The organism is Actinomadura decatromicini, assembly GCF_008121305.1.
Taxonomy (GTDB): domain Bacteria; phylum Actinomycetota; class Actinomycetes; order Streptosporangiales; family Streptosporangiaceae; genus Spirillospora; species Spirillospora syzygii.
The window spans coordinates 418,737-430,405 of sequence record NZ_VSRQ01000003.1 but is presented as its reverse complement, the minus strand read 5'-3'; the positions used below and the strand labels follow the sequence as shown (position 1 = coordinate 430,405).

Genomic DNA, 11,669 nt, shown 5'->3' with positions numbered 1-11,669 from the left:
CCCCGTCATGCTCCCCGTCGTGCCTTCCGCCGCGCCTCCCGCGAGAGATCGCTCACTTGTGACGCTCCCGGCCGCGTTCGCGTTGCCCCGCACGGGCCCTAGTCTGCCGTGACCCCGCCGAGACCGGCAGCTCGCGGACCCCCGGGTCGAGCCGCCACGCCACCTCGGAGCCGATGCCGACGTCCCGCAGGCGGGCGCGGGCGGCCTCGAACTCGGCGCACCACTCCTCCTCGCGCTCGACGTCCACCCGCCGGTCGTCCTCGCTCTCGGCCGGACGCTCCCGCACCATCGACGCCCGCACGTGCGCGGCGTCGTCCACCCGCATCCGCACGCTGTGGTCGGGCCACGCGCCCTTCGTCAGCGTGACCGTGCCGTCGTCCGCGGTCAGCGTCTCGAACCCGGCCTGGACCTCGTAGCCCATGTCCTCGAACGCGGCGGTGATCGAGTCGAGCACGTACCGGCGCTCGGCCGCGGCCTGCTCGGCGGCGTCGCGCTCGGCGGCGCGGCGGCGCTCGTCCTCGCGGCGGCGCTCGGTGCGGCCGTTCGCGTCCTGGATCCGCAGCCGCACCTCCTGGAGGACGGCCTCCGCCTCCTCCGGCGTCCCCGCCCCGGCGAGCAGCCGCGCCGCCGCCGCGACGGCCTGCCGCTCCTCCTCGGACGCGTCCGGGAGCAGCCGCCCCATGATCCGTTCGAGGTTCGACTGGACGGCGCCTTGGTCGTCCGCGCGGCTCGCCTCCCGTGTCGCCTCTTGCTGCACGTCGGCGCGCAGCGCCTCGGCCGGGACGTCGAAGATCTCCGCGCTGACCTCGGCCGCGAGGTGCTCCGACAGGCGGCGCTCGGCCTCGTCCAGGAGGGGGTCGGTGGCGGCGCACCAGGCGGTCAGCTCCGCGGCCGGACGCTCGTCCGGCATCAGCCGCTCGGGCAGCGGCACGTCCGCGCCGAGCTTGGCGCGGGTCTCGGCGAGCGCCGCGATGCGCGCGTTGCGCGCCACGACCTCGCGCAGCGCCCGCTCCTGCGAGCGGACCTCGGCGAGCGCCGCCGCCCGCGCCTCGGCGCGGCCCTCGGCCAGCGCGGCGAGCGCGTCCGCGCCCCGCCCCGCCAGCCCCGCGCCGCGCCCGAGGACGCGGTTCATGCCCAGGGTGAGCACCACCGCCGCGTCCAGCACGATCTCGGCCTCGACACCGCTGCTCAAAGCTTCCCTCCGCCGATCTCGTTCCCGCCCGGTCTCCTGGACTCCCGCCACCGGTGCAGCCGCATGCCCGCCGTGACCGCGTGCGCGAACGCGGCGGCCGCCATCGCGAGCAGCCACAGCAGCGACCCGATCGGGGTCATCGCGCCGAGCAGCAGCAGGACGAGCAGCAGCGGCACGATCCCCGCGATCAGCAGGAGGCCGCAGCCGGGACGCCCGGTCCGCCGCGCCGCGCCCGACATCGACTGAGACGCCCGCGACACCCCGGACAGTACCCGTCCGCCCGCCGCGACGGCCTTCGCGAAGAACGACCACGGGCCGTGCGGGAGGTAGTCGGCGCCCTGCCTGCGCGCGAGCGCGACCTCGCTGCCGCACTGCACCGCCCACACGAGCACCGACGCCGCGACCAGCACGGCGAACGGCATCCCGGACCTGTTCGACGACCCGCCGACCGAGCTGGTCCCCGAGTCGTCGCCGCCGAACAGGCCGTCCGCGATCCAGCTTCCGAGCAGCCAGAACAGCAGGAGCGGGAGCGTCCAGAGGACGGCGCGGGTCATCGCGGAGTTGGTCCCGGCGAGCCGCAGCCGCTCGCGTTCGGCCCACCGGGCGCGGAGTTCCTCCTCCTGGCGCGCGGCGGCGAGCCGGTCGCGCGCCCGCGCCTCCGCCTCCAGGACGGCCTCCGGCGCCGCCAGCGACAGGGCGAGCAGCCGGAGCGGGTCGTCGCCCGCGCCGTCCGCCATCCAGGTGAACCACGGCGGCGGGTCGGCGACGGACGCGCGGGCCCGCGCCGCGCTCTCCGCCAGCCGCGCCTGCGTCTCGGCTGGACGCGCGGCGAGCGCCAGCAGGGTGAGCAGGACGGTGGGCGGGTCGTCGGTCGCGGCGTGCGGCAGGCGCGCGGCGAGCCCGGCGGGCGTCGCGTCCTGCGCCCGCAGCCAGCGGGCCAGCTCCGTCCAGGTCGTCGCGTGGGCGCGCCACTGGTCGTCGACGCGGGACAGCTCGCGTCCGCCCTCGAACCCGGCGAGGATCCGCAGCAGGCCGCGCTCCCACAAGTCGCGTCCGATGCGGCAGGCGAGGCGGTGGTCGGGATGGCGGCGGTCGGCGGCGAGGACGGCCAGGTTCGGCAGGTCCTCGACCGCCAACCGGCGGCCCAGGTAGTGCGGCGGCAGCTCCGGGTCGAGCCAGCGGACGAGGTGCAGCAGCTTCACGTCGGGCGGCAGCGGCGACACGAGCCGCTCGTCGAGCAGCTCGGCGCGGCCGTCGCCGCCGTGTTCGGCGGGCAGCCGCTCCAGCCATTCGCGCAGGCTCCGCCCGGCCGGGCCGGACTCGCCGCGCTCGAAGAAGTGCCGCGCGGCGTCGTCCCAGTCCGCGACGAGGACGCGGGCCAGCTCGTCGCGGCGGGTGAACCGGGCGCCCTTGAAGACGAGGTCCGCGCCGGGCGGCGCCTCCTCCTCGGCGACGGCCGGGGCGCCGCCGTCCAGCCACTCCCTGACCTGCGCGCCCGTCCACCTGCGGCGCGGGTCGCGGGCCAGCAGGCCACGGCACAGCAGGCGCAGCCGCGGGTCGCCGACGTCGTCCGCCGACACCGGGCGCGTCGCCAGATGGTCGACCACCACGGTCTCGCTCAGCCCCTGGAAGGGCGGGCGCCCCGTCGCCAGCTCCCGGACGATCATCCCCAGCGACCACCAGTCACGCGCCGGGGACACCTGCCCGGACAGCGACTCCGGCGCCGCGTAGGCCAGCGTCCGCGACGACGACGCGAACACGACGCTCTGGTCGAGCACCTTGCTCAGCCCGAAGTCCGCGATGGCCAGCTGCACCGGCTCCGCCCGCAGGACGAGCACGTTCTCCGGCTTGAGGTCGCGGTGGACGATGCCCGCCCGGTGCAGTGCCGTCAGGCCCTCCGCGAGCTGCGCCGCGATCTCCGTCGCCGTCGCGACCGGGAGCGGGCCCCCGCCCATCAGCGACCGCAGGTTGCCGTCGGGGGCGTAGGCGGCAACCTCGTAGTCGCGGCCGTCCGCGTGGCCGGTCTCCAGGATCCGCAGGACGTGCGGGGAGTCGAGCGTGGGGAGCTTCGCCCACACGTCCCGGTCCGCGCGGTAGCCCCGCCGGAAGATCTTCGCGACGTACTCGTCGCCGTGCTCGTCGCGGACCAGCAGCAGGTCCGACTCGGCGCCCTGCACCGGCAGCTCCGCGACCGCCTCGAAGCGCTCGCCGAGCACCGCCGGGAGCCGCAGCAGCGAACCGCCGACCGGCGGCGCGCCTTCCCGCCGCGTCTCGGCGGCCGGACGCGGTCCGGGCACCCGCCGGTCGCGGCGCGTCCCGTCGTCCCGCCGGGTCTCCCGGGGCGTTCCGGGGTCCGGTTCGTCGAACTCGCCCACGCGCGCAGCCCCGCCTACAGCTTGTCCTTGATGACCCGCAGATACTCGGCCTGCTTGAAGCGGACCACGACGGCCTCCATCAGCGTCCGCGTCACCAGCATCTGGAACAGCCAGATGAACGGCGTCGCGAGGATCACCACGGCACCCGACACCCAGTACTGCGTCCCGACGAGGACCCAGGCGCCGAACGCGAGGATGGCCAGGCATTCGAGACTGATCACGAGCATCGCCAGGACGTAGATGGTCTTGACGAGGCTCGGTGTCACGAGCGCGTTGAACTCGGTGTCGAGGAGGGCGCCGAGCACCCCCTTCCGCCTGGGGCCGGGCTGTGCCCACTCCTGCGGCTCCTGGCCGTATCCGGGCTGGCCGGGCTGTCCCGGAGCGGGTTGACCCGGAGCGGGGGGACGCGGGCTCGGGATGGGCCCCGTCTGCCGCGCTCCAGGAGGGAACACGTTGGGCTGCGAGCCGGGCGGTGGGCCGTATGCCCCGGACGGATGGCCGGGCGCCTCCGGGCGCGGGGGTTGACCGGGGTCCGATGGGTGCGTCATCGCCGTCGTCTCCAGGGTTTGGCCGTCTACACAAAGACTCTAGAGCCTGCCGTCCACCCGCGCCGGAACCGTTCGTGTAGCGGTGGGGCGGCCGCCTTCCCCGCCGGGCGGCGGCTATTGTGCGGGGGCCGAGCTAAGGGTCCGGATCGGGGCGTGGGTCGATGGTCGTCGCGTTCGTGTCGGCGCTCGCGGGGCTGGCCGCCGGGCTGCTCCTCGCGCCGCTGACCGCCCCTTTCGTCGGGGACGTCCCGCCGCGCCGGGCGCCGGTCGCCCTGGTCACCGCCGTCGCCTTCGGACTGCTCGGATGGCGGGTGGGGCTTGAGCCCGTCCTGCCCGCGCTGCTCTACCTCGCCGCGGTCGGCGCGCTGCTCGGCGTCGTCGACGTGAAGGTCAGACGGCTGCCGGACCGGTTCACGCTGCCGTCCTACGGCGTCGCGGCGGCGCTGCTGGCCGCCGCCGCCCCGTTCACCGAGAACGGCCTCCGCCATTTCCTGCACGCCCTTCTCGGAATGGCGGCGCTGTTCGCGCTGTATCTGCTGCAGGCGTTCATCACGCCGTCCGGGATCGGGCTGGGGGACGTCAAGCTGTCCGGCGTGCTCGGCCTCTGCCTGGGCTGGTTCGGCCTGGACACCTGGGTCTTCGGCCTCCTGGCGACCTATCTCATCGGCGGCGCGATGGGCATCGGGATCCTGATCGTCCGGCGGGACCGGAAAGGCGAGTTCGCCTTCGGACCGGCCATGCTCGCGGGCACCCTGCTCGCCGTCCTGGTCCTCTCCTCCTAGCGCGCGGAGGGCGGGCGGGTCAGTCGCGGCAGGGGTTCTGCCCGCCCTGGACGCCGCCGCCGATCTTGTTGATGGCGGGCGGGGCGAGCCGCAGCCCGTTCGACCCGATCACGAGGCGGACGCCGTCCGCCGGGGCGGCCGCGTCGGCGGTGAGCAGCGCGTCCGGGACGTCCCGCGCGAGCGCCGACGCCTGCGCCTCCGCGGCGGCCCCGTAGACGATGCGGCTCTCCGGCGCCGCGGCGCCCTTCTCGACCCTCTTCGCGACCTTGAAGCCCCGCTGCCTGAGCTGCCGCACGACGCGCTGCACGAGCGGGTCCGGCCCGCCCGCGTCCACGACGGTGACGTTCACCTTGCCGGGGGCGGGCGGCGCCTGCTTCGCCTGGACGGGCTTCGCGGGCTCGGCGGGCAGGTCGTTGTCGTGCTTGACGGCCTCGAACAGCGGCTTCGCCAGCTCCTGGTTCCACTGGACGCGGTTCGGGTCCGGCGCGTACCGCTCGACCGGGACGGTCACGAACCGCACCTGCCCGGCGCTCATCCCCTTGAGCCCGTCGGCGAGCTTCCGCATCGCGGACAGGTCGAGGTCGTCGTCGGTCGTCACCGACTTCGTCGCCGCCTTGAGGAACTTGTACGTCTTCGCCGGGTCGGACAGGACGGAACCGCTGGTCGCCTTGTCGACGACCGCCGCCATGAACTTCTGCTGCCGCTCGATCCGTTCGAGGTCGGACCCGTCGCCCAGCGAATACCGCGCCCGCACGTACCCGAGCGCCTGCTCGCCCTTGACGGTCTGCTTCCCGGCCTTCAGATACAGCTCGGCGCGCGGGTCGTTCACCGGCTTGTCGACGCAGATCTGGACGCCGCCGAGCGCGTCCACCATCCGCTTGAACCCGGAGAAGTCGACCTGCACGAAATGGTCGATGTGGATTCCGGTGAGCGACTCCAGCGTCTTCCACGTGCAGGTCGGGCCCGCGTAGGCGAACGCCGCGTTCAGCATCCCGAACTGCGCGGGGACCGTCCCGCCCTTCTCCTTCCTGCACTGCGGGATCTTCACCATCGAGTCGCGCGGGAAGCTGATCCCGACCGCCTGGTCCCGGTTCGGCGACAGGTGCAGGATGATCGCCGTGTCCGAGCGCGCCCCCGACATCCCGGCGGCCGCCCCGTACCGCGCGTTGTCGCCCTCCCGCGTGTCGGACCCGATCAGCAGGATGTTCAGCGACTTGTTCAGCTTCTTCGGACGGTCCGCGCCGAGCTGGTCGTCGACGTGCTTCTTCTCGATCCCGCCCATCAGGTCGTCGTAGAGCCAGGCCGCCCCGGCCCCGCCGACGAGCACGACCACGGCGGCGCCGATCGCGGTCCACCGCAGGATCCTCCGCGACCGCCTCCGCCCCTTCGGGGGAACGTCCTCGGCGTCGGTGTCCGCTTCGGCATCCGCCGTCGCGGCGACCGGCTGAGCCTCGGCCTCGGCCTCGGTCTCGGGCTCGGTCTCGGATTCGGCGTTCTGGTGCGTTCCGGACGCGGGGCCGGTCGGCTCGCGGTCGGCGGGGTCCCCCGCGAGATCGTCGCGGCCGGGGTTCTCGTCGCTCATCGGTCCCGTCTCGGGCCAGGCCCTGGTCCAGGGCGCGGTCTTCGTGGTTCGCCACTCCGGGGAGGCGGCGGGATTCACGGCGGTGCGTGCACCTACGCCTGTTGGATGCGCGAGCCGCCATTTTTGTTGACAACCACGCGGAAATCCTGGCATCCGCCCTGGACACGTTCGGCCGGAGCACCCGTCATGCCTTACCGCACTCGTCTCGATTCCGCCCGGCAATAACAACTGGTTATGGATGGCGGACGCCTCCCACCCCCGCTCAGGCGTCTAAAGTCTGTGGTCAGACTCACAGCGGGGTCTGCCTGTTATGTATGTCACAGCCACCGGAAGGTGGCGTAAGGTCGCTTCGCTGGAAGCGCACACGAGGCGTCACCGCCCGCATGCGACCCGCCGCCGGGAGCGTCCCCCGCCGGGGCGCGCGGCCCCGCGCGCGACGGCCGCACGGGTGCGCTCAGACCGTGATGCGGGGACACGACGACCCGAGCTCAGGAGAGCGATCGATGAGCACTGTGGAGGCGCCGGCGAAGTCGCGCGCCCAGATCAAGGAACGCACGCTCCGGAAGGACAACTGGCGCCTGTATCCGGTCACGACCTTCGTGATCTTCACGGCGTGGGTAGTGTACGCGACCGTCCGGGCGTTCTGGGGCTCCGCCTTCTACGTCCCGGAGTTCCACTACCTGACGCCGTTCTACTCGCCCTGCCTGAACGAGATCTGCAACAACGTGACGGTGGACGGCCACACCGGCGATGCGGCGGAGTTCGGGACGTTCCTCCCGGCGGGCACCCGCGGCTTCATCCCGTTCGCGGCGATCTCGCTGCCGTTCCTGCTGCTGTTCCGGCTGACCTGCTACTACTACCGCAAGGCGTACTACAGGTCGTTCTGGCAGTCGCCGACCGCGTGCGCCGTCCGCGAGCCGCACGGCAAGTACACCGGGGAGCGGCGGTTCCCGCTGATCGGGCAGAACCTGCACCGCTACTTCTGGCTGGCGGCCGTGCTGATCTCCCTGGTCAACACGTGGGACGCGGTCCGCGCCTTCCACGGGAAGGACGGCGGGTTCGGCATCGGGCTCGGCACACTCATCCTCGTCGCGAACGTGGTGCTGCTCTGGCTGTACACCCTGTCCTGCCACTCGTGCCGGCACATCGTCGGCGGACGGTTGAAGAACTTCTCCAAGCACCCGTTCCGGTACCGGATGTGGGGCTGGGTCTCCAAGATCAACGAGCGGCACGGCACCTACGCGCTGATCACCCTCGGCTCGCTGGTGGTGGCCGACCTGTACGTCGCGCTCGTGGCCGGCGGCACCATCTCCGACCCGCGAATCTTCAACTGAGGCCAAGGAAATGACTGAGATCGAGAGGCACTCGTACGACGTCGTGGTCATCGGCGCCGGCGGCGCCGGGCTGCGCGCGGCGATCGAGGCGCGCCTCCAGGGCAAGAAGACGGCGATCATCTCCAAGTCGCTGTTCGGCAAGGCCCACACGGTGATGGCCGAGGGCGGCGCCGCCGCCGCGATGGGCAACGTCAACGCCAACGACAACTGGATGGTCCACTTCCGCGACACCATGCGCGGCGGCAAGTTCATGAACAGCTGGCGGATGGCCGAGCTGCACGCCAAGGAGGCCCCGGAGCGAATCTGGGAGCTGGAGCACTGGGGCGCGCTGTTCGACCGCACCAAGGACGGCAAGATCAGCCAGCGCAACTTCGGCGGCCACGAGTACCCGCGCCTCGCGCACGTCGGCGACCGGACCGGCCTGGAGCTGATCCGCACCACCCAGCAGAAGATCGTCGCCCTCCAGCAGGAGGACCACGCCGAGCACGGCGACTACGAGGCCAACCTCAAGGTGTGGGCCGAGACGACCGTGACGCGCCTGCTCAAGGACGCCGACGGACGCATCTGCGGCGCGTTCGGCTACGTCCGGGAGACCGGCAAGTTCGTCGTGTTCGAGGCGCCCGCCGTGGTCCTCGCGACGGGCGGCATCGGCAAGGCGTTCAAGGTGACGTCCAACTCCTGGGAGTACACCGGGGACGGGCACGCGCTGGCCCTGCTGTCCGGCGCGACGCTGCTGAACATGGAGTTCGTCCAGTTCCACCCGACCGGGATGGTCTGGCCGCCGTCCGTCAAGGGCATCCTCGTGACCGAGTCGGTGCGCGGCGACCGCGGCGTCCTGCGGAACTCCGACGGCAAGCGGTTCATGTTCGACTACATCCCCGAGGTCTTCAAGCACCAGTACGCCACCACCGAGGAGGAGGGCGACCGCTGGTACGACGACCCCGACAACAACCGGCGCCCGCCCGAGCTGCTGCCCCGCGACGAGGTCGCCCGCGCGATCAACTCCGAGGTCAAGGCCGGGCGCGGGTCCCCGCACGGCGGCGTGTTCCTCACCGTCGTCGACCGGATGCCGGGCGGCGCGGCCGAGATCGTCCGGCGGCTGCCGTCGATGTACCACCAGTTCAAGGAGCTGGCGGACGTCGACATCACCAAGGAGCCGATGGAGGTCGGCCCGACCTGCCACTACGTGATGGGCGGCGTGGAGGTCGACCCGGACACGGCGGCGGCGAAGGTCCCCGGCCTGTTCGCGGCGGGCGAGGTGTCCGGCGGCATGCACGGCTCGAACCGGCTCGGCGGCAACTCGCTGTCCGACCTGCTGGTCTTCGGACGCCGGGCCGGGCTCGGCGCGGCCGAGTACGTCGACGCGCTGGCCGCGCGTCCCGCCGTCCCGGACGCGGAGGTCGAGGCGGCGGCGGCCGAGGCGCTCGCCCCGTTCGAGCGCAAGGACGGCGAGAACCCCTACGCCGTCCACGCCGAGCTGCAGACGACGATGAACGACCTGGTCGGCATCATCCGCAAGGAAGAGGAGCTGAAGCAGGCGCTGGAGGCGCTCGGCAGGCTCCGCGAGCGGGTCGCGAACGTCGCCGTCGAGCCGGTCGCGGTGAACGACGGCCGCGGCTACCACCCGGGCTGGCACCTCGCGCTCGACCTGCGCAACATGCTGCTCGTGTCGGAGGCGGTCGCGAAGGCGGCGCTGGAGCGGCAGGAGAGCCGAGGCGGCCACACCCGCGACGACCACCCGGGCATGTCGGCCGAGTGGCGCAAGGTGAACCTCGTCTGCAGGCTGGCGGGCGACCCGTCGTCCCCGCACGTCGAGCTGGTCCGGCAGGACATGGTCCCCATGCGGGACGACCTGCTCGCACTGTTCGACAACGACGAGCTGAAGAAGTACCTGACCGCCGAGGAGCTGCCGGCGGGCCTGGCCGAGGAGGTCAGGACCGAGGAGGCGGAGGCCGCCGCCGGGTCCGGCGCGACCGCCGCGGCCGCGGACGACGAGGAGGGCGACCGATGAGCTACGAGGCCAAGTTCCGGGTCTGGCGCGGTGACGACGGCGACGGCGAGCTCACCGACTACACGGTCGAGGTGAACGAGGGCGAGGTCGTCCTCGACATCATCCACCGGCTGCAGGCCACGCAGGCGCCGGACCTCGCCGTCCGGTGGAACTGCAAGGCGGGCAAGTGCGGCTCGTGTTCGGCCGAGATCAACGGCATGCCGAAGCTGCTGTGCATGACGCGGATGTCGACGTTCGAGCCGGACGAGACGATCACGGTCACCCCGGTCCGCACGTTCCCCGTCATCCGCGACCTCGTCACGGACGTCTCGTACAACTACGAGAAGGCCCGCGAGATCCCGTCGTTCGACCCGGGCGACGCCAAGCCCGGCGAGCTGCGCATGCAGCAGGTGGACGTGGAACGGTCGCAGGAGTTCCGGAAGTGCATCGAATGCTTCCTGTGCCAGAACGTCTGTCACGTGATTCGTGACCACGAAGAGAACAAACCGGAATTCTCGGGCCCGCGCTTCCTGATGCGGATCGCCGAGCTGGAGATGCACCCGGCCGACCAGTCCGACCGGCGGCAGATCGCGGCGAAGGACCACGGCCTCGGCTTCTGCAACATCACCAAGTGCTGCACCGAGGTCTGCCCCGAGCACATCAAGATCACCGACAATGCGCTGATCCCGATGAAGGAACGGGTCGTCGGCCGCAAGTACGACCCGGTCGTGTGGCTCGGCAGCAAGCTCGGCATCGTGAAGAAGGGCCAGGACACGCCCTCGGCCTGACCCGGCGCCCTGACCTGGTGGCCTGAGCTGGTGCCCTGACCTGGTGCCCTGACCTGGGATCATGCCCTCGCGAACGTCCCCCGCCGCCCCGCGCGGCGGGGGACGTTCGCGGTTCCGCCGCGGGAGTCGGCGCTCTGGCATACGGCGCTCCCGGAACACGACGGGCGGCGTGCCCCCGGGCCGCCGCCCGCCGTTCCGCCGCTCGCCTCGGCGAGGAACGGGACGCCGGCCGGCCTTCCGGCCGTACACGCCAGGTCCCACCCTCGCCCGCCGCTTCCGTCCCGAAAAGGCATTTGTGCACAGAGCGTGTGATTGAACCGTGATTGCTTCCCGGGACCACGGGACGGCCCGGTCCCTTTAGCGTGGTGGCATGAGCGCCCTCGAAACGGGTTCGTTTCTCACCGAGCTCACCCCGGTGGAACGCGCGGAGCTGGAGTCGCGCGGCCGCGTCCGCGATTTCGAACGGGGGGCGACGCTCTTCGTGGAGGGGGAGCGGCCGGGCTGGGTCGCCGTCCTGCTGAAGGGGCGGGTCAAGGCGTTCTCCTACCGGGAGCAGGGCGGGGAGGCGCTGCTCGCGGTGCGCGGGCCGGGCGCGCTGCTCGGCGAGGTCGCCGCGATCGACGGGCTGCCCCGGTCGGCGTCGGTGGAGGCCCTCGAACCGGTGCGGGCGCTCGCCGTCACGGCGGACGAGTTCATGGCGTTCCTCCAGGTCCACGGCCGCGTCTCGGTCATCATCATGCGGATGCTGTGCCAGCGGTGGCGCGACGCCGACCGCAAGCGCGCCGAGTTCGGCATGTTCGACGCCACCGGACGGGTCGCGCAGCGGCTCGTCGAGCTGGCGGAGCGGTTCGGCGTCCCCTACGAGCGGCGGTCGGGCCCGGCGGCGGCCGGGCAGAGCGTCCGCATCACGCTGAACCTGTCGCAGGAGGAGCTGGCCGGGTGGGTCGGCGCGTCCCGGGAGGCGGTCAGCAAGGCGCTGCGGACGCTCCGCGCGCACGGCTGGATCGAGACGGGGCGGCGGCGGCTGATCGTCCACGACCTCCAGGCGCTCCGCAGACACGCCCGCTGAGCTCCCGTC

Annotated in this window: 9 protein-coding genes; 5 read left to right on the top strand and 4 right to left on the bottom strand. The window is 72.6% G+C overall.

All coding sequences use genetic code 11. The annotated features are described in order from the left end of the window. Positions 1–52 precede the first annotated feature (52 nt). The 3 genes from FXF68_RS15770 to FXF68_RS43870 are packed head-to-tail and all read right to left on the bottom strand — an operon-like array spanning position 53 to position 3,872. Positions 53–1,192, bottom strand: a complete 1,140-nt coding sequence (locus FXF68_RS15770) for a response regulator receiver protein (RefSeq protein ID WP_148759828.1) — start codon at positions 1,190–1,192, stop codon at positions 53–55. Beyond that, positions 1,189–3,567 carry a protein kinase domain-containing protein gene (locus FXF68_RS15765; protein ID WP_148759826.1) on the bottom strand — a complete coding sequence of 793 codons (2,379 nt, stop codon included), beginning with the start codon at positions 3,565–3,567 and terminating at the stop codon, positions 1,189–1,191. Before FXF68_RS15765 ends, FXF68_RS15770 begins: the two co-directional genes overlap by 4 nt. 14 nt (positions 3,568–3,581) lie before the next feature. Beyond that, positions 3,582–3,872 (bottom strand): DUF4282 domain-containing protein, encoded by a 291-nt coding sequence (locus FXF68_RS43870; RefSeq protein WP_246178724.1) that lies wholly within the window; start codon positions 3,870–3,872, stop codon positions 3,582–3,584. 404 nt (positions 3,873–4,276) lie between these two features. On the opposite strand from FXF68_RS43870, the gene FXF68_RS15755 reads away from it, so the two are divergent. Beyond that, positions 4,277–4,897, top strand: coding sequence for a prepilin peptidase (locus FXF68_RS15755; protein WP_148759822.1), 621 nt, complete (start codon positions 4,277–4,279; stop codon positions 4,895–4,897). A gap of 19 nt (positions 4,898–4,916) precedes the next feature. On the opposite strand, the gene FXF68_RS15750 is transcribed toward FXF68_RS15755, so the two are convergent. Further along, the gene (locus tag FXF68_RS15750; protein ID WP_187437946.1) at positions 4,917–6,479 is read right to left on the bottom strand and encodes an LCP family protein; all 1,563 of its coding nucleotides are present in this window, start codon (positions 6,477–6,479) and stop codon (positions 4,917–4,919) included. Positions 6,480–6,982: 503 nt separating this feature from the next. On the opposite strand from FXF68_RS15750, the gene FXF68_RS15745 reads away from it, so the two are divergent. The 4 genes from FXF68_RS15745 (at position 6,983) to FXF68_RS15730 (ending at position 11,660) form a co-directional block, all read left to right on the top strand. Beyond that, the gene (locus tag FXF68_RS15745; RefSeq protein ID WP_148351219.1) at positions 6,983–7,813 is read left to right on the top strand and encodes a hypothetical protein; all 831 of its coding nucleotides are present in this window, start codon (positions 6,983–6,985) and stop codon (positions 7,811–7,813) included. Positions 7,814–7,823: 10 nt separating this feature from the next. Then, a complete protein-coding gene (locus tag FXF68_RS15740) occupies positions 7,824–9,824 on the top strand; it encodes a fumarate reductase/succinate dehydrogenase flavoprotein subunit (protein WP_148759818.1) in 2,001 nt (666 codons plus the stop codon). After that, positions 9,821–10,591 (top strand): succinate dehydrogenase/fumarate reductase iron-sulfur subunit, encoded by a 771-nt coding sequence (locus tag FXF68_RS15735; protein ID WP_148759816.1) that lies wholly within the window; start codon positions 9,821–9,823, stop codon positions 10,589–10,591. The genes FXF68_RS15740 and FXF68_RS15735 overlap by 4 nt, the downstream gene beginning before the upstream one ends. A gap of 370 nt (positions 10,592–10,961) precedes the next feature. After that, positions 10,962–11,660 (top strand): Crp/Fnr family transcriptional regulator, encoded by a 699-nt coding sequence (locus tag FXF68_RS15730; protein ID WP_148759814.1) that lies wholly within the window; start codon positions 10,962–10,964, stop codon positions 11,658–11,660. Positions 11,661–11,669: the final 9 nt, after the last annotated feature.

Bases quoted from the DNA above. Each gene is read 5' to 3' on its own strand.
- FXF68_RS15740 (WP_148759818.1), top strand. From the start codon at position 7,824: ATGACTGAGATCGAGAGGCACTCGTACGACGTCGTGGTCATCGGCGCC.
- FXF68_RS15750 (WP_187437946.1), bottom strand. From the start codon at position 6,479: ATGAGCGACGAGAACCCCGGCCGCGACGATCTCGCGGGGGACCCCGCC.
- FXF68_RS15745 (WP_148351219.1), top strand. From the start codon at position 6,983: ATGAGCACTGTGGAGGCGCCGGCGAAGTCGCGCGCCCAGATCAAGGAA.
- FXF68_RS15730 (WP_148759814.1), top strand. From the start codon at position 10,962: ATGAGCGCCCTCGAAACGGGTTCGTTTCTCACCGAGCTCACCCCGGTG.
- FXF68_RS15735 (WP_148759816.1), top strand. From the start codon at position 9,821: ATGAGCTACGAGGCCAAGTTCCGGGTCTGGCGCGGTGACGACGGCGAC.
- FXF68_RS15755 (WP_148759822.1), top strand. From the start codon at position 4,277: ATGGTCGTCGCGTTCGTGTCGGCGCTCGCGGGGCTGGCCGCCGGGCTG.